This window comes from Streptomyces sp. NPDC059224, assembly GCF_042754285.1.
Lineage (GTDB): Bacteria > Actinomycetota > Actinomycetes > Streptomycetales > Streptomycetaceae > Streptomyces.
Genome location: NZ_JBHZAN010000027.1, coordinates 1 through 22933, shown reverse-complemented (window position 1 = coordinate 22933; position 22933 = coordinate 1). Strand labels below are relative to the sequence as shown.

General features: G+C 72.1%; 18 protein-coding genes. 6 read left to right on the top strand and 12 right to left on the bottom strand.

Features of this window, described 5'->3' with window-relative positions; translation table 11 throughout:
- Positions 1–22 precede the first annotated feature (22 nt).
- Positions 23–778 (top strand): SDR family oxidoreductase, encoded by a 756-nt coding sequence (locus ACFXI4_RS28725; RefSeq protein ID WP_384996318.1) that lies wholly within the window; start codon positions 23–25, stop codon positions 776–778.
- Positions 779–965: 187 nt separating this feature from the next.
- On the opposite strand, the gene ACFXI4_RS28720 is transcribed toward ACFXI4_RS28725, so the two are convergent.
- The 6 genes from ACFXI4_RS28720 to ACFXI4_RS28695 form a co-directional block, all read right to left on the bottom strand.
- Positions 966–2459, bottom strand: coding sequence for an SDR family NAD(P)-dependent oxidoreductase (locus tag ACFXI4_RS28720; protein WP_384996315.1), 1494 nt, complete (start codon positions 2457–2459; stop codon positions 966–968).
- Between the two features lie 103 nt (positions 2460–2562).
- Positions 2563–3894, bottom strand: coding sequence for a wax ester/triacylglycerol synthase family O-acyltransferase (locus ACFXI4_RS28715; RefSeq protein ID WP_384996313.1), 1332 nt, complete (start codon positions 3892–3894; stop codon positions 2563–2565).
- 149 nt (positions 3895–4043) lie between these two features.
- A complete protein-coding gene (locus tag ACFXI4_RS28710; protein WP_384996311.1) occupies positions 4044–6365 on the bottom strand; it encodes a GH92 family glycosyl hydrolase in 2322 nt (773 codons plus the stop codon).
- A gap of 180 nt (positions 6366–6545) precedes the next feature.
- The gene (glgC, locus tag ACFXI4_RS28705) at positions 6546–7766 is read right to left on the bottom strand and encodes a glucose-1-phosphate adenylyltransferase (protein ID WP_362721848.1); all 1221 of its coding nucleotides are present in this window, start codon (positions 7764–7766) and stop codon (positions 6546–6548) included.
- Between the two features lie 92 nt (positions 7767–7858).
- Positions 7859–9010 (bottom strand): glycogen synthase, encoded by a 1152-nt coding sequence (glgA, locus tag ACFXI4_RS28700; RefSeq protein ID WP_384996614.1) that lies wholly within the window; start codon positions 9008–9010, stop codon positions 7859–7861.
- Positions 9011–9048: 38 nt separating this feature from the next.
- Positions 9049–9834, bottom strand: a complete 786-nt coding sequence (locus ACFXI4_RS28695) for a (2Fe-2S)-binding protein (protein ID WP_384996612.1) — start codon at positions 9832–9834, stop codon at positions 9049–9051.
- 213 nt (positions 9835–10047) lie between these two features.
- On the opposite strand from ACFXI4_RS28695, the gene ACFXI4_RS28690 reads away from it, so the two are divergent.
- Positions 10048–11406, top strand: coding sequence for a DMT family transporter (locus ACFXI4_RS28690; RefSeq protein WP_384996309.1), 1359 nt, complete (start codon positions 10048–10050; stop codon positions 11404–11406).
- On the opposite strand, the gene ACFXI4_RS28685 is transcribed toward ACFXI4_RS28690, so the two are convergent.
- Positions 11396–12571, bottom strand: a complete 1176-nt coding sequence (locus ACFXI4_RS28685) for a transglycosylase family protein (RefSeq protein WP_384996306.1) — start codon at positions 12569–12571, stop codon at positions 11396–11398. The two genes, ACFXI4_RS28690 and ACFXI4_RS28685, sit on opposite strands and share 11 nt — an antisense overlap.
- A 351-nt stretch (positions 12572–12922) precedes the next feature.
- Here ACFXI4_RS28685 and gndA point away from each other — a divergent pair, with 351 nt between their 5' ends.
- Positions 12923–14362: an NADP-dependent phosphogluconate dehydrogenase gene (gene gndA / locus ACFXI4_RS28680; protein WP_384996303.1), complete on the top strand. Its 1440-nt coding sequence runs from the start codon at positions 12923–12925 to the stop codon at positions 14360–14362.
- 415 nt (positions 14363–14777) lie between these two features.
- Here gndA and ACFXI4_RS28675 read toward each other — a convergent pair whose 3' ends face one another.
- From ACFXI4_RS28675 to panD, 3 genes are read right to left on the bottom strand one after another with little or no spacing between them, the layout of a single operon-like run.
- Complete coding sequence (locus ACFXI4_RS28675; RefSeq protein ID WP_384996300.1) at positions 14778–15410, bottom strand: aspartate/glutamate racemase family protein; 633 nt, start codon at positions 15408–15410, stop codon at positions 14778–14780.
- Between the two features lie 10 nt (positions 15411–15420).
- Positions 15421–15765, bottom strand: coding sequence for a GNAT family N-acetyltransferase (locus tag ACFXI4_RS28670; protein ID WP_362722711.1), 345 nt, complete (start codon positions 15763–15765; stop codon positions 15421–15423).
- A gap of 21 nt (positions 15766–15786) precedes the next feature.
- A complete protein-coding gene (gene panD / locus ACFXI4_RS28665; RefSeq protein WP_362722714.1) occupies positions 15787–16206 on the bottom strand; it encodes an aspartate 1-decarboxylase in 420 nt (139 codons plus the stop codon).
- Between the two features lie 582 nt (positions 16207–16788).
- On the opposite strand from panD, the gene ACFXI4_RS28660 reads away from it, so the two are divergent.
- Complete coding sequence (locus ACFXI4_RS28660; protein WP_384996296.1) at positions 16789–17178, top strand: hypothetical protein; 390 nt, start codon at positions 16789–16791, stop codon at positions 17176–17178.
- A 282-nt stretch (positions 17179–17460) separates the two neighbouring features.
- Here the strand turns inward: ACFXI4_RS28660 and ACFXI4_RS28655 are convergent, their stop codons facing one another.
- Positions 17461–18918 (bottom strand): PHB depolymerase family esterase, encoded by a 1458-nt coding sequence (locus ACFXI4_RS28655; RefSeq protein WP_384996294.1) that lies wholly within the window; start codon positions 18916–18918, stop codon positions 17461–17463.
- Between the two features lie 439 nt (positions 18919–19357).
- On the opposite strand from ACFXI4_RS28655, the gene ACFXI4_RS28650 reads away from it, so the two are divergent.
- On the top strand, positions 19358–20185 hold the full coding sequence (locus tag ACFXI4_RS28650) for a 3-hydroxybutyrate dehydrogenase (RefSeq protein ID WP_384996292.1): 828 nt from the start codon (positions 19358–19360) through the stop codon (positions 20183–20185).
- A gap of 336 nt (positions 20186–20521) precedes the next feature.
- Here ACFXI4_RS28650 and ACFXI4_RS28645 read toward each other — a convergent pair whose 3' ends face one another.
- Positions 20522–21052: a hypothetical protein gene (locus ACFXI4_RS28645; RefSeq protein WP_384996609.1), complete on the bottom strand. Its 531-nt coding sequence runs from the start codon at positions 21050–21052 to the stop codon at positions 20522–20524.
- Positions 21053–21088: 36 nt separating this feature from the next.
- On the opposite strand from ACFXI4_RS28645, the gene ACFXI4_RS28640 reads away from it, so the two are divergent.
- Entirely contained in the window at positions 21089–22774 is a 1686-nt protein-coding gene (locus ACFXI4_RS28640; RefSeq protein WP_384996290.1) for a ribonuclease J, read from the top strand.
- Positions 22775–22933: the final 159 nt, after the last annotated feature.

The window sequence follows — 22933 nt, the reverse complement described above, 5'->3', positions numbered from 1 at the left end:
CTCGTCATGAGACGGTACGGCGATGACGTCGTACGGGCTCAGGGGCAGGGCGGCCGTCGTCACCGGCGGCACCCGCGGGATCGGGCGTGCGGTCGCCGGGGCGCTCGCGGCGGCCGGGGCGCTGGTGTGCGTGAGCGCGCGGGACACGGCCGAGGTCCGGCGTACGGCCGCGGAGCTGGGCGGGACCGGCCTGGCCGGCAGCGTCGCCGAGCCGCAGCACGCCCGGGAGCTGACCCGGCTGGCGCTGACCGAGTTCGGGCGGCTGGACATCCTCGTCAACAACGCGGCGACCAACCGCCCGTACGGCCCGCTGATGGACGCCGACCTGGGCCTGTGGCGGGAGGCGTTCGCGGTCAACGTGGAGGCACCGCTGCGGCTCACGCAGTGCGCGTGGCGCGGCTGGATGCGGGAGCACGGCGGGTCGGTGGTCAACATCTGCACGGAGGGCGCGGCCCACGTCGGCCCCGACGTGGGCACCTACGGCACCAGCAAGGCGGCCCTGCTGCACCTGACCCAGCAGCTGGCGGGCGAACTGGCACCCCGGGTCCGGGTCAACTCGGTCTCCCCGGGCCTGGTGCGCACGGAGATGGCCCGGTTCATGTGGGAACCGCGTGAGCGCGAGATCGCGGAGGGGCTGCCGATGGGCCGCATCGGGGAGCCGCAGGACGTAGCCGGGGCGGTGCTGTGGCTGTGCTCGGACGCCGCGGGATGGGTGACCGGAGCCGACCTGGTCGTCGACGGCGGAACCCGGGTACGAGCGGCACGCACGTCGGTCTAGCGCCAGTCCGGCGGATGGTGGTCCCCCTCCGAGGGAGGCATGGCAGACCCCGCGTCCGCGGCACGGTCCGCCGCACGGCCCCCAGGGGCGCGGGGAACCGCGCGACCAGTCCCCTCCCGCACGGCCCGCGCCCGCCCGACGCCCCCCGGAACCCGGTCGCAGGGCGCCGACGACGATCGAGCGGGGCTTACCACTTGCCCGGCTCGTAGTCCTTCAGGAAGACCCCGTACACGTCCTCGCCCTGCTCGCCGCGCACGACCGGGTCGTAGACCCGGGCCGCGCCGTCGATCAGGTCGAGCGGCGCGTGGAAGCCGGCCTCGGCCAGGCGCAGCTTGTCGTAGTGCGGGCGCTCGTCGGTGATCCAGCCGGTGTCCACGGAGGTCATCAGGATGCCGTCGGTCTCGAACATCTCCACCGCGCTGGTCCGGGTGACCATGTTCATGGCGGCCTTGGCCGCGTTGGTGTTCGGGTGCCCGGCGCCCTTGTAGCCGCGGCCGAAGACGCCTTCCATCGCGGAGACGTTGACGACGTACGCCCGTCCGCGCGCCGCCCGCTTCGCCGCTGCGGCCATGGCCGGCCGCAGCGCGCTGATCAGGATGAACGGCGAGGTGTAGTTGCAGAGCTGGGTCTCCAGGAGCTCGACCGGGGAGATCTGGTCGATGGTCTGCACCCAGGTGTTGGAGTCGACGACGTCCGGGACGAGACCGCCCGCGTCGATGGCGGTGCCGTCGAGGTGCCGGGCGACGCTGGCGTTGCCCGCGACCAGCGCGAGATCGGCGACCTGCTGGGCGTCGAGCCCGCTGGTGCCGAGCGGCAGCGCGGCGAGGCCGTCCACGGCACCGGAGTTGAAGGCGCCGATGACCTGGTGGGCGGGGAGTTCACCGGCGGGCAGCGGGGCGCTCTCGCCCTCGACCAGGGCCGCGTAGGCCGAGGGCAGCCGGCGTACGGTCTGGGTCGCGTTGTTGATCAGGATGTCGAGCGGGCCCGCCGCGGCGACCTGCTCCGCCAGGGCGACGGCCTGGGCCGGGTCGCGCAGGTCGATGCCGACGACCTCCAGGCGGTGCAGCCAGTCCGCGGAGTCCTCCATCGCCTTGAAGCGGCGGATGGCGTCCTTCGGGAAGCGCGTGGTGATCGTGGTGTGCGCGCCGTCCCGCAGCAGCCGCAGCGCGATGTACATGCCGATCTTGGCGCGGCCGCCGGTGAGCAGGGCTCGCTTGCCGCTCAGGTCGGCGCGGACGTCCCGCTTGGCGCGGTTCAGGGCGGCGCAGTCCGGACAGAGCTGGTGGTAGAAGTAGTCGACCTCGACGTAGCGGCTCTTGCAGGTGTAGCAGGAGCGCGGGCGCTGGAGTATCCCCGCGATCCTGCCCTCCTCGGTCCGCGAGGAGGGCAGCAGGCCCTCGGTCTCGTCGTCGATGCGCTGGGCGGAGCCGGTCGCGGTGGCCTCGGTGACCGCCTTGTCGTGCGCGGTCTTGGCGGCCCGGCGCTCCTGGCGGCGGCGCTGCTTGACCGTGCGGTAGACGCCCGCCGTGGCCCGGCGCACCGCGATGGCGTCCGGGTGGTCGACGTCCAGCTCGTCCAGCTCGTCGAGCACGCTGAGGCAGACGGCGAGCCGCTCCGGGTCGATGCCCGGGCCGTAGACCACCTGGTCCTCGGCCGTCGGGCCGTCCTGTGTCACCGTCATCGCGCTGCCGCTTCCCTGATCCACCAGCGGCGCTCCGACTCGCGCCCGCTTTCGAACAGGGGATTTTACGGAGCGCCGGGCCCTACCTCCAAACCCGACCGCATCATGGATCGCAGACCGAGATCAGCGAGTCGACCTCGTCGGTCACCGCGCGGGCCAGCACGTCGAGGTCCGGGACGGCCGCCGCGTCCGCGACGAGGCCGTAGTGGACCTGGTTGCGGTAGGTGGAGATGGCGACCGCGAGGGACTGGCCGGGCGCGAGCGGGGCCAGCGGGTAGACGGCCGTCAGCGGGTGACCGCCCAGGCGCAGGCCGAGGCCGGGCAGCGGCACGCTGGTGACCAGGATGTCGAACCAGAGCCGGGCCGCCTGGCCGACGAGCGGTCCGCCGAGCCGGTGCCCGAGGGCGGGCACGTGGTCGGCGAGCAGCGCGACGGCACCGGCGCCCCGGTTGGGGCCGGCGTCCTTGTTGCGGACCATCGCCGTGCGGACGCGGTCGAGACGGGCGAGCGGGTCGGGGTTGTCGACCGGAAGCCGTATCAGGTAGCCGGAGAGCCGGTTGCCCTGTGGGGTGGAGGTGCGCGGACGGCGCTTGGAGACCGGGATCAGCGCGCGCGGGGCGACACCCTGGGTGGGGTCGCCGCGCTCCTCCAGCCAGCGGCGCAGCGCGCCGGCGACGACGGCGATGAGCACGTCGTTGACGGTGCCGCCGACGGCCTTGCGGACCCGGTGCACATCGTCGATGTCGAGGTCGACGCCGGCGATGCTGCGGGTGCCGGTGGGCTCGGACCGCAGTGCGGCGGAGGAGCTCACCCCGAGGGCGGACAGGGCGACGGACGCGCCGATGTCCAGGGCCCGGCCGACGTCCGAGAGCGCGCCGCGCACCAGCTCGGGCACCTTGCGCATGTCCGGCAGCGCCGGCCGCGTGCGCGGCGCCTCGATCGGGCGGCGGGCACGCTCGGGCAGGTCGAGCGGGTCCATGACGCCGGCGGCCAGCTTGAGGGCGCGCAGCCCGTCGGCGAGGGCGTGGTGGAACTTGAACAGCACCGCGAAGGAGACCCCGTCCTCGCCCGGCAGCACATGCGCCTCCCACGGGGGCCGGCCGCGCTCCAGCGGGCGTTGCATCAGCCGGCCGGCGACGGCCTGGAAGTCGTCGGTCGGGGCGTGCAGCCGGACGTGGTCGAGGGGATCGAAGTCCGGGGCGCTCTCGCGGGCGGCGCCGCCGAACGCGAGCGGCTGCCAGACGTCCTTGATGCGCATGCGCAGTCCGGGCACGGCGGCGGCACGGGCCGCGAGCAGGTCGGCCGCGTGGGCGCCGGCGGTCGGCGAGTGCGCCGAGAAGACGCCCAGCGCGCCGAGGTGCATCGGATGGCGGTCGGACTCGATGTTCCAGAACGCCAGATCGAGAGGGGCCAGCAGGTCAGCAGTCGCAGTCATCACGAAGGGTGCCTCGCGTCGACGGAGGGGGAATCAGCAGTCAAACGCCGACACCTGATTACGGTCAAGTACGATCACGCTACACACAGTTAACAGCAGATTAAGCCCCGCCTCCCCGGAAAGAGGCGGGACTCATGGGAAACCTGAGGTCACCTCAGCGCCGGCGGCGCCGCCTGGGGTGACGTACCCCACTCTGACGGGCGCGGGCCGACCGTGAACGCCAGCGAGCGCAGGGTGCGCAGTGAACCGTTCGTCAGATAGGTCCGGCCGTAGCCGGATCCGTCGATCCGGGCGGTCTGCACGTACCGGTCGGCGGCCGAGGTGCCGGGCGCGGTCACCGTGAAGCCGCCGCTCGGCCAGTAGCGGCGGTCCAGGCGGACGTCGGCCCGGTCGAAGACAGGCGTCGACAGACCCCACGTGCCGTATCCCGGCTGGACGGGGAAGAGGCCGATGGACGACAGCACGTTCCAGGCGGACATGGTGCCGAGGTCGTCGTTGCCGGTCATCCCGGTCGGCCCGTCGGTGAAGAGGGTGAGGGCCGCGTGCACCACGTCGGTGGTCTTCCAGGGCTGGCCGGTGGAGAGGTAGGTGTACGGGGCGGTGAGGTCGGGCTCGTTCATGGGGTTGTAGACGGCCGCGTGGTAGTAGTCGTAGGCGTTGCCGTGCACCCACACCTCGCGCGCGGTCTTCTCCGGGTCGGCGAGGAGCTGGTCGTAGGCGAAGAAGGAGTCGAGCCGCCGGTTGGCGGCGTGCTCGCCGCCGATGAGGGAGATCACACCCGGCAGGTCCTGCGGGACCAGCCACTGGTACTGCCAGGCGGTGCCCTCGTGGAAGCCGATGCCGCGGCCCGGGTCGGGGTCGCCGGTGAAGGCGCCGGAGGCGTCACGGGCACGGAAGAAGCCGGTGGAGGGGTCGAAGACGTTGCGGTAGTTCTGGGCCCTGGTGGCATAACGGGCCGCGTCCGCGCCGTGGCCGAGGTTCCGGGCCATCTGGGCGAGCATCGCGTCGGACAGCGCGTACTCGAGGGTGACCGAGGCGCCGTGGTCGTAGTCGGAGTCGCCGACCTTGGTGTGCGGGCGGCCCTTGGCGTAGGGCGCGAAGCCGCCGGCGAGGTATTCGGCGTTGGCCTCGCGGCCGACGCCCGGGTTGGCGGCCGGGGGTACGCCGTCGGCGTTCTTCCGCAGCGCCCGGTAGGTCCGCTCCTCGTCCCCCTTGAGCAGGCCCGCCTGGTAGGCGGTGGTCAGGAACGGGGTGACGGGGTCGCCGGTCATGATGTTCGTCTCGACCGGGCCGTAGCCCCACTTGGGCAGCCAGCCGCCCTCCTCGTCGACCTTCAGCACCGACAGCGCCATGTCCCGTGCCTCGCGCGGGGCGAGCAGGGCGAGCAGCTGGGCCTGGGTGCGGTAGGTGTCCCAGAGCGACCAGTTCTGGTAGTAGGTGAACCCGGCGGGGCGGTGGATCCTCCGGTCCCAGCCGGTGTAGCGGCCGTCCGCGTCGTCGCCGACGTTGGGTGCCAGGAAGGCGCGGTACAGCGACGAGTAGAAGGTGCGGCGCAGGGTGGGGGAGCCGCCCTGGACGCGGATGCCGCCGAGCCGCCGCTCCCAGGCCTCCCGGGCCTGCCGTCGTACCGTGTCGAACGAACGGCCGCCCTCGGCCCGCAGATTGACCTCGGCGCCTCGCGCGTCGACGTACGACAGGGCGGTGGTCGCCTCGACGGTACGGTCCCGGGTGGTGTCGAAGCGGACGTAGGCGCCGTCGGCCCCGGTACGGGCCCCGGGGGTGACCGCGGTGCCGTTCCAGGTGCCGTGGGCGGTGAACGGGCGGCTGAAGCGGGTGACCGTGTACACCGTGTAGGGGGCGGTCTCCCGGCAGAAGCCATGGCCCGTGATCTTCGTACGGACGGTGTGGTCGTCGAGGATCTCGACCTCGCTGCGCACCGGCTTGTGCAGCGCCTGGCCCGCGTTGAGCAGGACGTTGGCCTTGTCGGTGGCCGGGAAGGTGTAGCGCTGGACGCCGGTGCGGGCGGTCGCGGTCAGCTCGGCGCGGACACCGGAGTCGAGGCCGACGCGGTAGTAGCCGGGGCTCGCCTGCTCGTCGGCGTGGTCGAACCCGGCCGCGTACCGGGCGTAGTCCGTCTGCGTGACGTCCCCGGTGGTGGGCAGGACGGGCAGGTCGCCGCCGATGCGGCAGCCGACGCCCGAGAGGTGGACCAGGGAGAAGCCGCGGATCCGGTGCTGCGCGTAGTCGTATCCGGTGCTGTGCCCGGTGTCCGGGGAGAGCTGCACCATGCCGAAGGGCACGGCCGCGCCGGGGAAGGTGTTGCCCTCGTTCTGGGTCCCGATGAAGGGGTTGACCAGGTCGGCGAGGTGGCCGTCGGTCGGTTCGGCTGCTCCTGCGGCGGGGGCGGTGAGCAGCGCGGACGCTGTCAGCACCCCGGCCAGGCACAGCCGTGCGCGCCGGGTCCCTCTCATGTCGGATGACCTCCGAAGCTTCGACGTCGTTGTCTGCATCGTGAGGGGGAAAGGCCGCAAAGACCGGCACCTGGGGGTTTTCACGCGCAGCGCGTCGCGGAAAGGGACGAGGCGGTACGAGACGGCCAACGAGTCGGGCCCGGCGCGGGAACGGCGCCGGGCCCGGTTTCGGGAAGGGGGCTACGAGACCGGTTGCCCCTTCCCGAGGGCGATCACCCCGCCCTTGGAGACGGTGTACAGCTCCGCGTCCCGGTCCGGGTTGACGCCGATGGTGGCGCCCGGCGGGACCTCGACGTTCTTGTCCAGGACCGCGCCCCGCACCACCGCGCCCCGGCCAACGACCACGTTGTCGTGCAGGATCGACCCCTGGACCACCGCACCGGGGTCGACGCGCACGCCCGGTGACAGCACCGACCGGGTGACCTGGCCCCGGATCAGGCAGCCGGCGCTGATGATGGACTCGCTCGCCATGCCGCCGGCGTTGAAGCGGGCCGGGGAGAGCTGGTTGGAGTGCGTGTAGATGGGCCAGCTGCGGTTGAAGAGGTTGAAGGCGGGCCGCTCGGCGATCAGGTCCATGTGCGCGTCGTAGTACGCGTCGAGGGTGCCGACGTCCCGCCAGTAGCCGCGGTCGCGGCTGGTCTCGCCGGGTATGTGGTTGGTGCCGAAGTCGTAGAGCTGCGCCTCGCCGCGGGCGGTGAGCTGAGGCAGTATCGAGCCGCCCATGTCGTGCACCGAGTCGTCGTCCTCGGCGTCCCGGTGCAGGGACTCGACGAGGGCCTTGGTGGTGAAGAGGTAGTTGCCCATGGAGGCGAAGACGCAGTCCGGGGCGTCCGGCAGCCCCGGCGGGTCGGCGGGCTTCTCCAGGAAGGTCTCGATCGTCTGCCCGTCCGAACGCGGGGTGATCACACCGAACGACGAGGACTCCACGCGCGGGATGCGGATCCCCGCGACGGTGACCCCGGCACCGCTCTCGATGTGCTGCTGGAGCATCTGCCGGGGGTCCATGCGGTAGACGTGGTCGGCACCGAACACCGCGACGTACTCGGGCTGTTCGTCATGGACCAGGTTGAGGGACTGCAGGATGGCGTCGGCGCTGCCGAGGTACCAGCGCGGGCCGAGCCGCTGCTGGGCCGGGACCGGGGTGACGTAGTTGCCGAGCAGGCTGGACATCCGCCAGGTGGTGGTGATGTGCCGGTCCAGCGAGTGCGACTTGTACTGGGTCAGTACGCAGATCCGCAGCACGTCCGCGTTGACGAGGTTGGACAGCACGAAGTCGACCAGACGGTACGTCCCGCCGAACGTGACAGCTGGTTTGGCCCGGTCGGCGGTCAGGGGCATCAGGCGTTTGCCTTCCCCACCCGCGAGCACGATCCCGAGTACCGAAGGCCCACCACGACGCATGGCCGCTCCCCTCACCCTGGTGCTCCATGCCTGCCCTCGAAGCACTCCCGCTAAGCCTGTATCCGGATCACGTCGAACAAGCGGCCTGCCAGTTACGACTGCTTGAGGATCTCCCCGTAGAGCCCGGCCGTGCGCCGGGCCACCGCGTCCCAGCCGAACTCCCCCACGGCGCGCTCCCGTCCGGCCTCGCCCATCCGCCGCGCCGTCTCCCGGTCACCGACGACGGCGTCCAGCGCCCGGGCCAGGCCCGCCTCGAAGTCGTCGTCGAGATCGACCAGCAACCCCGTCTTGCCGTCCTCGACGACCTCCGGGATGCCACCGACCCGGGACGCCACCACGGGCGTACCGCAGGCCATCGCCTCCAGGTTGACGATGCCCAGCGGTTCGTACACCGAGGGGCAGGCGAACACGGCTGCGTGGGTGAGGAGTTGGATGACGTCCGCGCGCGGCAGCATCTGCGGGATCCAGTGCACGCCTTCGCGGACCCCGCGCAGCTCCTCGAACAGCTCCCGGAACTCCCGGTCGATCTCCGGGGTGTCGGGCGCTCCGGCGCACAGCACCACCTGCACGCCGGGGTCGATGTCCCGGACGGCGCGCAGCAGATGCGGGACGCCCTTCTGGCGGGTGATGCGGCCGACGAACAGCACGTAGGGCCGCTCCGCGTCGATGCCGGTCCTGGCGAGGACGTCGGTGCCTCGGTCCGGCTGGTAGAGGGCGGTGTCGATGCCGTTGTGCACGACGTGCACCTTCGCCGAGTCCAGGGCGGGATAGCAGCCGAGGATGTCCGCGCGCATGGCCCCGGAGACCGCGATCACCGCGTCGGCGGCCTCGATCGCGCTGCGTTCGGCCCAGCTCGACAAGGCGTACCCGCCGCCGAGTTGCTCGGCCTTCCAGGGGCGCAGCGGCTCCAGGGAGTGCGCGGTCACCACGTGCGGGACGCCGTACAGCAGCTTGGCCACATGACCGGCGAGGTTGGCGTACCAGGTGTGGGAGTGCACGAGTTCGCGGCCCTCCAGGCCCGCGGCCATGGCGAGATCCACGGAGAAGGTACGCAGCGCGTCATTGGCGGTGTCCAGCGCGGACCAGGGACGGTGCCGGACGACACCCACCCCGCGGCCCTCGCCCCAGCAGTGCACCTCCAGGTCGACCAGAGGCCTCAGCTCCCTGGCGAGGAACTCGACATGAACACCCGCGCCGCCGTAGACGTCCGGAGGGTACTCCCGGGTCAGCAGTCCCACTCGCACCCGCAACCCCCTGATCTCCACGGCCGGTTGTTCCATGGTCACCCAGATGCGGCGCGCGGGGAAGAGCACGGTGGTTGTGTGAAACAACAGTCACCGCAGACCCCGCCGCCCGGTACCCGGTAGTAGAGACAGCAGCTCCGCCGCCGGAAGGCCGGGCCCGTTCCGATGCCGGTGTCGCGGAGCAGGGGGTGCCCGAAGAGCGCGTCGACGGCGGCACGGGTACGCTCCGCGGCCTCGGGGCGGCCGTCGGCACGGGCCCACCGCTCCAGCTCACGGGCGGCGCCGGCCAGCGCGGAGGCCGCGTTGCCCCACAGCAGGCCGGCGGCGATGTTGTAACGGGCCCGCACCGCCTCGGCCAGGGGTTCGAGATGGCCGTGCACGACGGCGTCCGCGAGCGTGTCCGGCCCGGCATCCCCGGGCAGCGGGCGGACCTCGGTGAGCCGGAGGTCGTCCGGGGCGCCCGCCCCGGCGTCCCAGCGGAGCAGCCCGGGGTCCAGGTCGGGGAGGCGGCCGTAGCGGGCGGCGCAGCCGAGGGCTACGGACCAGAGCCGGGCGGCCAGCCCCTGATGGGCGATGGAGGCGGCGACCCGGAGCTCGGGAGCACGAAGACGGCCGGAAACCACCCCGACACGGAAAGTCAGGACATTCCCGTAAACATCCGATGTTATTTTCTCATAAGCTTTTGCGAGGCTCGGCAGTTCGTTGATCCGCATCGCCTCCGGGTCTCCGGCCGCCGGTCGGAGTGTCCGCAGGACGAAGAAGCCGCCGAGCGGGCGGAGCGCGGCGAGATCGGGGTCCAGGTCCACGAAGAGCAGTAGTACCAGGCTTCCCAGGAACCGCGCGCCGCCGGTCTCCACCCGCCGATGCCCACCCTGGGGATGATCGGAGACCTCCCCTACTCCATCGGCAGTACGAGGCATTGGGTGCTCAGGTACGACGACGGGAAGCGATCGGACGGGCACAGTGTTGCTCATGGAAGCCGACCGTTCACCGTGCGGGACCGCCCAGCGGATCCGCCTGACGCAGAGGAGCCCTGCATGAGTTCCCTCGCGTTGTCCGTGCTGCTGTCCTTCGTGTCCGCCGTCGCCTACGCCGGCGGAGCGATCGTGCAGGAGCAGGTCGCGGTCACCTCCCCCGACGAGCGGTACGCGCCACTGCGCCGCCCGAGCTGGTGGGGGGCGATGGCACTGAACGGCCTCGGCGGCCTGCTGCATGTCGTGGCACTGGCCTACGGCCCACTCAGCCTGGTCCAGCCACTGGGCGCGCTCACCATCGTGTTCGCGCTGCCCATGGCGGCCCTGTTCGTCGGCCGCAGGGCCGGGTCGACCGCCTGGCGGGGTGCCGTCATGGCCACCGTGGGTCTGGCCGGCCTGCTCTCCCTGGTGGGCTCGTCGGACTCCCACACCCTGGACTCCGCCGGCCGGACCGGGGTCGCGCTGGTCACCGGCGCGGCGATCGTCGGGCTGATGGCCGCGGGACGGGCCGCGCACCGGCACCCGGCGGTGCGCAGCGTGCTGCTCGCCGTCGCGTCCGGCACAGCCTTCGGCATGTCCTCCGTCTTCACCAAGGTCGTGGCGATCGACTGGGACGGCGGGATCGCCGTGACCGACCTGCTCTGGCTGGCCGCGATCGCCGTCTACGCCGTCGCCGGCGTCACGATCTCCCAGGCCGCGTACCGCGGCGGTGGTCTCGCCGCGCCGCTGGCCACACTGACGGTGGTCAACCCGGTGCTGGCCGCGGCGGTCGGCATCACGATGTTCGACGAGACGTTCCGCTACGGCACGACCGGCACCCTGCTGGCGCTGGCCTGCGGTGTGGTGGCGGTGGGCGGCCTGATCCTGCTGACGACCGAACGCATCGAGAGCACGCCGCACCCCGCGGGCACCGCACCGCGGCCCGAGACCTCACCCGACCCGCTGATCGAGGCCCTCGTCGAACTGGCGGAGGCAGGCCTGGCCCAGTCCGGCCTGCCAAAGGATCCGCAGGAGCGCGACCTGACGCCGGCCGCTGTGACCAGGACGGGTCCGGCAGGGGATGGTCTCGCGGATGCGGGACTGACGGGCGCGGCACCGGCGGACGCGGCACTGGCGGTCGGCGGTGCGGCGGAGGCCGAACTGACGGATCTGACGGAAATGGCGGACCTGACCGGTCCGGCGGAAGCCGGGCCGGTGCGGGCAGGTCCCGCGAAGGCCGGGCCGGCCGAGGCGAGTCCGGCGCACACCGGGTCGGCCGGTGCGGGGCTCGCCGCGGGCGGTGCGGTGGAGAGGGAGCCGGTGGACGCCGGGAGGACGGGGCCGGGGCTGGTCGAGATGCCCCAGCAGCGCACCACGTCCGTGGCCGACGTCGTTCTCCCGGCTCCCGTACTCAACCGTCACCGGCTGCGCGTCAAAACCTGACGCCGCCGGCCCGGAGATAGGCGACCGGGTCGATGTCCGTGCCGAAACCGGGCCCCGTCCGCACCTCGAAGTGCAGATGCGGGCCCGTGGCGTTCCCGGTGGACCCCGAGCGGCCGATGCGCTGCCCCGTGGACACGTGCTGCCCGGCCCGCACGGAGATGGCCGAAAGGTGGCCGTACTGCGTGTAGCGGCCGTCGGCGTGCCGGATGACCACCTGGTAGCCGTACGAACCGCCCCACCCGGCCGTGACGACCTCCCCGGTCTCGACCGCCCGCACGGAGCTGCCGGTGGGCGCCAGGAAGTCGACGCCGGTGTGGTAGACCTTCGACCAGTGCGAGCCGGACGCGTGGTAGGGCGTGCCGATCGCGGCGTCGACGGGCGCGACGAGGGAGTGGCCGCTGTGCGTGGAGGCCTTCTCGGTCCCGCCCGCCGGCCTGGACCTGGGCTTGGTCCTGGGCTTGGTGCCGGCCGTCGACTTCTTGTTCTTGGCCGCCGGCCCGGTCTTCGCGGCCCCGGCCGCCTGGCCGGTCAGGGTCAGCCGCTGGCCCGGCAGGATCAGGTCGGGATCCGCGCCGACCGTCGCGCGGTTGGCGGCGTAGAGCCGGTGCCAGCCGCCGGTGACGTCCTGCTCCTCGGCGATCCCGGACAGCGTGTCGCCGTGCACCACCGTGTACATCTCGGCCTTGCCGGCCCGGGACTGCGGTGTGGTCTGCGGCTTTACGTCCTGTACCGAACTCTTCGCCGGGCGGGTGGCGGCACTCTCGGTGCGCACCTCGGGTGTGGCGCCGCCGCGCGTGAGCCCGGCCTGGACCGAGCAGACGGGCCACGCGCCCGGCCCCTGCCCGCCCAGGACCTTCTCGGCCACGGCTATCTGCTGGTCCTTGGTGGCGAGGTCGGCACGCGGCGCGTACCGGGTGCCGCCGTAGGCCTCCCAGGTCGACTGGGTGAACTGGAGTCCGCCGTAATAGCCGTTGCCGGTGTTGATGCCCCAGTCGCCGCTGGACTCGCAGGCGGCCACCTTGTCCCAGGTGGACACGGACGCCGCGTCGGCGCTCCCGGCCGCGGCCAGCGGCAGCGCCAGCCCGGCGCCGCCCGCCGTGACGGTGAGCGATGCGCGGTTGATCCTGTTCGGCTGGTACCGGCGGTGCCGCCCGCGTTCGGCCATGTCTGAATGCCCCCTCGCCACACGCGTCAGGAAGGCCAAAAGTAAGCGCCGCGAACAGGCCATGACAAGACAGCAATCAGCCGCCTCCCGCACCTGGCGAAACGGCTGTCACGCCGTGAAGCCGCGCGGGCCGAGGTCGACTTGACCGGCCGTCAGCCGGGGTCCCGCGCGACTCGCCGGCGAAACGGCCCGGGAGGCTACTGAGGCGTCGGCGGCTGTGGTCCGTATCTGCAAGTGCGGCCGGTCGAACGGCGAGTCAGGATGGCCTTTGGGCAATACTGGCGGGCAGAGCGGCGGCAGCATCCCTTGCACGTTCTACGGGATCGACTTGATCTTTGAGGAGCAGGCGGTATGAGCACTTCGGCGCAGATCGGCGTCACGGGTCTCGCGGTCATGGGCCGCAACCTCGCCCGGAACTTCGCGCGCAACGGCTACACGGTGGCGTTGCACAACCGCACGGTGTCAAAGACACGCGAGCTGGTGGAGAACTTCGGGGACGAGGGCGACTTCATCGCGGCCGAGACCGCCAAGGAGTTCGTGGAGGCCCTGGAGCGGCCCCGCCGGCTGGTCATCATGGTCAAGGCCGGCGGCCCGACGGACGCGGTGATCGAGGAGTTCGCACCGCTCCTGGAGCCCGGCGACATGATCATCGACGGTGGCAACGCGCACTTCGCGGACACCCGGCGCCGGGAGAAGGCGCTGCGCGAGCAGGGCATCCACTTCGTGGGCATGGGCGTGTCCGGCGGCGAGGAGGGCGCGCTGCACGGGCCGAGCATCATGCCGGGCGGCCCGAAGGAGTCGTACGAGTCGCTGGGCCCGATGCTGGAGAAGATCTCGGCGAAGGCGGCCGACGGCGCGCCGTGTGTGACGCACATCGGTCCCGACGGCGCCGGGCACTTCGTGAAGATGGTCCACAACGGCATCGAGTACGCCGACATGCAGCTGATCGGTGAGGCGTACCAGCTGCTGCGGGACGTCGCCGGGTACTCCCCCGCGCAGATCGCCGAAGTCTTCCGGACCTGGAACACGGGCCGGCTCGACTCGTACCTGATCGAGATCACGGCGGAAGTGCTGGCGCACGTGGACGCGTCGACCGGCAAGCCGTTCGTGGACGTGGTGGTGGACCAGGCCGAGCAGAAGGGCACCGGCCGCTGGACCGTCCAGATCGCGCTCGACCTGGGCGTGCCGGTGTCGGGGATCGCCGAGGCGGTCTTCGCACGCTCGCTGTCCGGCCACGCCGACCTGCGGACGGCCTCCCGGGACCTGGCCGGTCCGAAGCCGAAGGCGCTGTCCGAGGCGGAGGCGGCGGCGTTCGCCGACCGGGTGGAGCAGGCGCTGTACGCGTCGAAGATCGTGTCGTACACGCAGGGCTTCCACGAGATCCAGGCGGGCAGCGACGAGTACGACTGGAACGTCGACCTCGGTGCCGTGTCCTCGATCTGGCGGGGTGGCTGCATCATCCGGGCGGCGTTCCTGGACCGGATCCGGGCGGCCTACGACGCGCGGGCGGACCTGCCGAGCCTGCTGTCCGACGAGACGTTCGCGCGGGAGATCGCCGGGGCGCAGGACGACTGGCGTGAGGTGGTCATCGCGGCGACGCGCGAGGGCGTCGCCGTGCCCGGTTTCTCGGCGGCACTGGCGTACTACGACGCGCTGCGGGCGGAGCGGTTGCCCGCGGCGCTCACGCAGGGGCAGCGGGACTTCTTCGGGGCGCACACCTACCGGCGGGTGGACCGGGAGGGCGCGTTCCACACGCTGTGGGGCGGGGACCGTAGCGAGGTCGACGCGTAGGGGAAGTCGCCGTTGGCCGTGGGTGCGGGTGGCTGCGGGATTGCGCAGTTTCCCGCGCCCCCCTGCGGCGTGGCGGCTGGGCTCGGTGTTCGGGTGCCGGTCGGTGCGCGGATCCGCGCGGTTCCCCGCGCCCCTCATGAGGGGTCAGGTGAGGGGTGGGCCCGGTTCCGGGACGGGGGTGGGGTCCGGGTTCGGGGGGACGGGGGCTGGGGTGGGGGTCGGCGGCGGTGGCGTGGGCACGGGGCCCGGGGCCGGGGGTGGTTCCGGGGTGGGGACCGGGCTGGGATAGGGGTCCGGAGGGCTGGGGTCAGGGGGTACCGGGGCGGGCTGTGGGTTCGTCATGGCGTCCTCCGGCCAGTGGCTCGACTTCACCTCTGGGGTGTACTTCCCACCTACCCGGACGAGGCTCCCGCACTCACCCCGCCGCCCGCGCCGCCGCCGCGAGGCCGGGGCGCGGGCTGGAGAGAACCGGCACGGCGGTCGTCGTCAGCCGCTGGGCCGGGGTCATCGACGCCTGGGCCAGGACGATCACGTCGGCGTCGGTCACCGCGTCCGCGGCCGCCGCCACCAGACGGGCGCATCCCTCGGTGTCCCCCGCCTCGAAGCGGGTCCAGGCCTCCGCCACGACCTGGGCGCGGGCAGCGACCGGGCGGTCCGCGCGGCGGGCCTCGTCCTCGATCAGGGCCAGGGTGGGGGCCAGGGTGCTCTCGACCGTGGCCAGGACGGCGACACGCGGTCCGGATGTCACCGCCGCGGCCGCCATCGGGCGGTCGCCCCGGACCACCGGGACACCGACCCTGTCCGCGGCCCGTTCCGCCACCTCGCCGATCGTCGAGCAGGTGCAGAGCACGGCCCGTACGCCGTCCGTCGCCGCCTGCTCCAGGGCCGTCGCGACCGCGGGTGCCACCGCCTCGGGCCCCTCCCGGCGGGCCCGGGCGAGGAGTTCCGGTGCCACGTGGTGTCGTAGCTCCAGGCCCGGGTGGTCCTCGTCGCGCAGGGCGTCGAAGACGGGGATGTGGAGGGGGGACGTGTGGAGCAGGGCGAGCACGCGCTGTTCCTCAGAACCGGCCGGGGTGGGCGACCAGCCACTCCTTCGCAGCGCGCAGCAGCTCGGGGTCGGCCGCCGGAGCCACCTCGGGGTGACGTTCGGCCCACCTGACGACGTACGGGCAGAGCGGGGCCACCGGGGTGTCCTCGCGCTCGGCGATCGCGTACAGCTCGCGGGCGAGGGAGCCCGCGATGCCCTTCCCCTCGTGCTCCGGTTCCACGATGGTGTGGACCGGCACCAGGGCCCGGGAGGGCGACTCCAGCACGAAGTACTCGACGTGGCCGACGACTTCGTCGCCGGCGACCGCCTCCAGACGACCCGCCGCCCGGTCGTCGCGGATCTCGATGTCGCTCATGTCGCCCTCCTGGTCCGCCGGTCAGGCCGACACGGCCTGCGGGCTGCGCTCCTGGTCCGATCCGGGTACCGGCTCGGACGGGTCGGCGCCGAGCGCCACGACGCGGTTGTCGTGGTCCACGTGCACGACCCGCGGCCGAAGCGTACGCGCCTCGGCGTCGGTGACCTGAGCGTAGCTGATGATGATCACCAGGTCGCCGGGGTGGACGAGGTGCGCGGCCGCTCCGTTGATCCCTACGACGCCGGAACCCCGCTCGCCCTCGATGACGTACGTCTCCAGCCGGGCGCCGTTGCTGATGTCGACGATGTGGACCAGCTCACCGGGGAGCAGGTCGGCGGCGTCGAGGAGGTCGGCGTCGATGGTCACCGATCCCACGTAGTGCAGGTCGGCCTGGGTGACGGTGGCTCGATGGATCTTGGACTTGAACATGGTGCGCAGCACTATGGACTCCCAGAAGACGGCTCCCCGCCAGCTTTCTGCAGGTCAGGGGCATCGCCACTGTACACCGGCACTCCTGCCACCCGAAGGTTTCGAGGAACATCGATTTCGTTCGGGCAGGAGGGTTCCTCGCCTGCTCCGACGCTCGGGCCAGGCTGTTGCACCCTCGCCCGGCCAAGCACCTGCCGCGGAATGTGCGAGGACTCCTGCCGGCCAGATGCCGGCCTGCCCGACGATGCGCCGGGAACGCACTTCGTCCGGTACGGAGCCGTCCTTCGCATCGACCCGGACGGCGTTCACGCACCCGGCAGCCCGGGGCCTCATCCGGTCCCAGGACATCAGGCGGTCGAAGGGGACCTGCGAGCGGCCGATGCCAAGCCACCGCCGGTGACGGTGGCCGGGATCCGGTTGACGCCTCGCATCGGACCGACCGCCTTGCGCAGCCACATGTCGTAACCGGGCTGCCGGAGCAGGCAGGGGAACAGGCGGCGCGGGTGTGCAGGGGCGTGTCGGGATGCTCCTTCACTGACACCCTCGTTCTCGTCGCCGCAGGCAGCCCTTGGACCGCACCACCAGGAGGAATCCGTGTCATACCCGCAACCGCTCACCCCCGAGGAGAAGCTCGCCGACGCGAAGCAGCTGTTGAACCTCCCGCGTATCGTCGTGATCTGCGGCTCCACCCGCTTCATGACCGAGATGAACGAGGCCGATCTGCGGGAGACCACAGCCGGAAGGATTGTCGTCAGCCCGGGCTGTGACATGAAGTCGCCGCACGGACTCTGGTCCGATCCCGTCGAGGCCGAGGCGCTGAAGGTCCGGCTCGACGATCTGCACCGGGCGAAGATCCGGCTCGCTGACGAGGTGCTCGTAGTCGGCGACTACGTCGGAGACAGCACCCGGGCCGAAATCGGCTACGCCCGGTCGCTGGGCAAGCCCGTGCGGTTCACGCACCCCGAAGCCGACCCTGACGCCTGACCGTCTCGCAGGCTCCTCGGCCGCCGCCGACCCCACATCCTCCGCAGGCATCCCCTGGCATTGATCATCCGGGCCGGACTCGGCGGAAGCGTCCGCCCGCCGGCCTCCTCGGCCGGCCCGCCAGGCAGCTCGGCGGACCGATACCCGGGGGGCTGTACCCGGTGACCGCCTCCGCGGGTATCGCGGCCGCCGTCAGCTGGGAGGGGCCTGCGCACCGACCCGGCTGACAGCCTGCGCCTGCCGTTCCCCGCGCCGCACACGCAGGCGTGGTCCGCCGGCGGTTCAGCAGCCGGAGTCGGCGATGACGAAGTAGCCCGGAGAGGTCTCCTTGAGCGTGTGGGTGACCGCGACGTTGTACAGGCCCATGTTCTGCGCGGAGCCGTTGGCGTAGGTGTAGCCACCCGACTGATGGGCACGACCGGCCTGAACCTGCTGGTAGTTGTTGGCGGTGTAGCACGCCGGTGCGGAGCCGGTCGTGGTCGCCGTGACCGCCCCGGAGGACGCGCCGACGGCTCCCGAGGAATCGACCGCCGCGACGGTGTAGCTGTAGGAGGTGCCGGCTGACAGGCCGCTGTCCGTGTACGTGGTGCCCGTCGCGGAACCCACCTTCGAGCCGCCCCGGTAGACGTTGTACGTGGTGGCGCCGCTCACGGCGTTCCACGACAGCGAGGCGCCGGTACTGGTGGTGCCGGTGACCGTGAGGCCGGAAGGGGCCGGCAGGGAACCGGTGCCGCCGCCGCCGTCCAGGCCCCAGAACTTCGCGGTGTGGTAGCTGGAGCAGATGTAGTTGAGGTAGTACGTCCCCGTGCTGCCGCACTGGTCGGCTCCCGAACCCGGGTTCACCGCCAGGCCGTGCGCCATGCCGGAGACGGAGAACAGGGCGACCGCGGCCTTGCCGGTGGTGTCGTCGTAAATGCTCTCGGTGGTGCCGCCGGTGAGGCTCCGCGTGCTGGAGGCCGTCTGGCCGATGCCCCAGACGTCGGTCCACTGGTCGCGCAGCTCGGTGCCGTTGACGGGGGCGACGGTGGTGTCGGAGGAACCCTGCCAGATGGCCACCCGCGGCCACGGGCCCGCGTACCCCGGATAGGAGTTGCGGACCTTGTCGCCCCACTGCTTCGGGGTGAGGTTCTGACCGCTGTACTGGCAGCCGGAGGCGGCGGTCTGTGTGGTGGCGCACTGCGCGGGAAGGCCCGAGTCGACGGCTCCCCCGGCGAACACGTCCGGGTAGTCGGCGAGCAGGTCTGCGGTCATGCCGCCGCCGGCGGACAGCCCGGAGACGAAGACGCGGCCGCGGTCCGAACCGTACTGCGCCACGGCGGTGTCGACCATCTGCTTGATCGAGGCCGCCTCACCCTTGCCCCGCGTGTCCTTGGCCGAGTCGAACCAGCTGAAGCAGGACAAGCTGTTGTTGGCCGAGCCGGTCTGCGGGTACACCACGGCGAAGCCCCACTGGTCGGCGAACTTCTGCCAGCCGGAGTGCGCGTGGTAGTCGCTCGCCGACTGGGTGCACCCGTGCAGGGCGACCACCAGCGGTGCGCCGGCGGCCAGCCCGGACGGTGCGTACTCGTACATCGCCAGGTTGCCGGGGTTCGAGCCGAAGTTGGTGACCTGCTGGAGGGTGCCGGCCGCCGCGGCGCTCGACGCGACGGGGGCGACGACGCCCAGGCCCGTCGCGAGGGCGCCCAGTGCGGCGGCCAGTGCGGTCCGCCGGAACAGTCCACGCCAGGTGGAGTGAAGCATGATGCGACTCCGATGAGTGGTGGGGAGGGGGGATCGTGGGCCCGGGGCGCCGCCCTGCGGTCCCACCCCGCCCGGGCAACGCCCCGCACCCATCGCTTCGGACCGTCACCGCGGCACCCGTCCGCGGCCCGCCCGCTGTCGAACCGATCTGCTGGAGACGGACCGTACGACCGGCGGTCCCGGCCGCGACATGTGAGGGGCACCCAGGACCGCGCTGCCCGGCGTGGCTCGCGCACCCATGGTGCCGGCGACGGCGCTGTGACATGCGACGAGTCGCGCGGGCCGGAGCAACGGCACATATCAGGTGGTGCGGGCCGGCTGCGGCCGCCGGAACCCCGGCCGACCGGCTTGGGATGGCGGCGGTCCCCATCCCATGGTTCGCAGGTGTGTCGACAGCGCACATGTCTCATTGCTCTGTCGCTGCCTACCGTGTTCGGCCATGGACAGCACCAAGAGCTCCGACGAGAGCTCACCCCAGCATCCCGGGCCCGGTGACACCGCCGCGCGCGGTCCGGCGTCGACCGGATTCCTGACCGGCCGCAAGGTTCTGGTCACCGGCGCCGCGAGCGGGATCGGCCGGGCCTGCGCGGAAGGCTTCGCCGCGGCCGGTGCCGAGGTGTACGTGGTGGACCGGGCCGGTGAGACCGCCAAGGAGGTGGCCGAGTCGATCGGCGGCACCGCTGTCGTGGCCGACCTCTCCGAGGCAGAGGCCGTCGACGCGCTCCCGGACGACGCCGACATCGTGGTCAACAACGCCGGTCTGCAGCATGTCGCCCCGCTGCACGAGTTCCCCCCCGCGCGCTTCGCGCTGATCCAGCGGGTCATGGTGGAAGCGCCGTTTCGCATCCTGCGCCGCACCCTGCCCCACATGTACGCGAACGGGTGGGGCAGGATCGTCAACATCTCGTCCGTGCACGGACTCCGGGCCAGCGCCTACAAGTCCGCGTACGTCACGGCGAAGCACGCGCTGGAGGGCCTGAGCAAGGTCGTCGCCCTGGAGGGCGCCCCGTACGGTGTGACCAGCAACTGCGTCAACCCGGGCTACGTCCGCACACCGTTGGTCGAGGAGCAGATCGCCGACCAGGCACTCGCCCACGGCATCCCGGCCGCGGACGTGGTGGACCAGGTGTTCCTGGACCGCACCGCGATCAAGCGTCTGATCGAGCCCGCCGAGGTCGCCGCGGCGGCCCTGTGGCTGTGCACCGAGGACAGCGGCTACATCACCGGCAGCTCGATACCTCTCGACGGCGGCTGGACCGCTCGCTGAAGGCCCGTCGCACCGGCTCGCGGACAGGGCCGTCGACGATCCCCACCACGGCGGCGGTCCGCACGGCGGCGGTCCGCACGGCGGCGGTCCGCACGGCGGCGGTCCGCACCGCGGCCACGCGGCCGCTGTCCCGCACCACCAGCCCCGGCCCCTTCCTTCCGTCCCCGAGGCCGACCGGTCTCGGCGGTTCCGCTCCCCTTTGAATCCGCAACGGTGACCACCGTGCCCAGCGCTCACGACGCCGTGGACGACCCAGGCAGCTCCACACGACCAGCAGGTCTGCGCAAGCTCACCGGAGCGGCCGGGCAGCAGTGGCAGGAGGCGAGTTCTCCGCTGTCACGGTTGCCGCGAGCGAGGAGACGGCGGTGACCGGGCTGGCCGTCGGCGACGCCGGCCAGGACCCGGTCGTAAGCGATCCCCTTCTGCCCCCCGACGTCGGCGTCGGCGTCGGCGTCGGGCTTCCGCAAGGCCCCTTCCGGCAACCGCTCGGCCGGCGCATCGGCCCGCGCCCTGCCCGCCAGGGTGGCGATCCGGTGTTCGCGGGCGACCGTCCGCCGCCACCCGGGCTGCACGGATCCCGGTGTCCGGGGTCCGGTCGATCATGCGGAGGGCGAGCGCGGGCTTCGTGGCGCAGCCGACCTCCTCAGGACCCTCGGCCGACCGGCGGCGGCCCGCGCCTGTGATCCACGAGCGCGGGACATACCCTTCCCGGCCGATCGCCGCGTGCCCGCGCCGATGCGCGCGGCAGTGCCGGTGCGCCGTCCCGGACCGCCTCGGCGTCCCACCGCGCCCCGAGGGCGGACGGACCACGACGGACCGCGATCGACATGAGGTTCCACCTCGATACTCCGGCGGCCGGGAGCGCATGCGCGGGTCGCGCGCCTCTCCCGGTACCGTCAAGGCATGAGTCATCCGCACCCCGAACTGAAAGCCGCCCCGCCTCTGCCCGAAGGGGGGCTGCGGGTCATCGCCCTGGGCGGCCTGGGTGAGATCGGCCGCAACATGACCGTCTTCGAACACGCCGGCAAACTGCTCATCGTCGACTGCGGTGTGCTGTTCCCCGAGGAGACCCAGCCCGGCGTGGACGTGATCCTGCCGGACTTCACCTCGATCCGGGACCGGCTGGACGACGTCGTGGCCATGGTCCTCACCCATGGCCACGAGGACCACATCGGCGGCGTGCCGTACCTGCTGCGTGAGCGGTCCGACATTCCCGTCGTCGGTTCCAAGCTGACGCTGGCGTTCCTGGAGGCCAAGCTCAAGGAACACGGGATCCGGCCGCGCACGACGCGGGTGCGGGAGGGCGACCGGCGCGGCTTCGGGCCCTTCGACTGCGAGTTCGTTGCGGTCAACCACTCCATCCCCGACAGCCTCGCGGTCGCGATCCGCACCCGGGCCGGGATGGTGCTGCACACCGGTGACTTCAAGATGGACCAGTTCCCTCTCGACGACCGCATCACCGATCTGCGCGCCTTCGCCCGCCTCGGCGAGGAGGGCGTGGACCTTTTCCTCACCGACTCCACCAACGCCGAAGTACCCGGCTTCACCACCTCCGAGCGTGAGCTGAACCCGGCGATCGAGCAGGTGATGCGCACCGCGCCGCGCCGGGTCATCGTCTCCAGCTTCGCCAGCCATGTGCACCGCATCCAGCAGGTCCTGGACGCCGCCCACCAGCACGGCCGCAAGGTCGCCTTCGTCGGCCGGTCGATGGTCCGCAACATGGGCATCGCTCGTGACCTGGGATATCTGAAGGTCCCGTCCGGTCTGGTCGTGAGCACGAAGGAACTGGAGAAGCTCCCGGACCACAAGATCACTCTGGTGTGCACCGGCTCCCAGGGCGAACCGATGGCCGCGCTGTCACGGATGGCCAACCGCGACCACGTGATCCGCATCGGCGAGGGCGACACCGTCCTGCTCGCCAGCTCCCTCATCCCCGGCAACGAGAACGCCATCTACCGGGTGATCAACGGACTCACCCGTTGGGGTGCCCACGTGGTCCACAAGGGCAACGCCAAGGTGCACGTCTCCGGGCACGCCAGCGCCGGCGAACTCGTCTATTGCTACAACATCGTCAAGCCCCGCAACGTCATGCCCGTGCACGGCGAATGGCGCCACCTGCGGGCCAACGGCGACCTCGCCATCCGTACGGGTGTCAGCCCCGACCGGGTCGTCATCGCCGAGGACGGCGTCGTCGTCGACCTGGTCGACGGACGCGCGTCCATCACTGGCAAGGTCCCCGCCGGCAACGTCTACGTGGACGGCATGGAAGTCGGCGGCGCAACCGAAGCGTCCCTCAAGGACCGTCTCACCCTCGCCGCCGAAGGCGTGGTCACGGTGGTGGCGATCGTCGACGCGGACACCGGCGCCCTCGCCGAGGCCCCCGACTTCCTGGCCCGGGGGTTCGTCCACGACGACACCACCTTCGAGCCGGTCATCCCGGTCATCGAGAAGACCCTGGCCACCGCGGCCGCGGAAGGCGTCGGGGACGCGCGCCAACTCGAACAGCTCATCGCCCGCGCCGTGGCGAACTGGGCGTTCCGCACCCACCGTCGCAAGCCCCTCGTCATCCCCGTCATCATCGACGCCTGAGCCACCGGACGGCGGCACGATTCCCGGTTCCGGCCACGGTCCCGCCGGCCTCGACGCCGGGCACGGAAGTGGGGGGGGGGGGGCCGCCCCCCCCGGGGGGGGGGGGGGCGGGGGGGCGGGCGGGGGCGCGGGGGGGGGGGGGGGAGAAAAAAAAAAAAG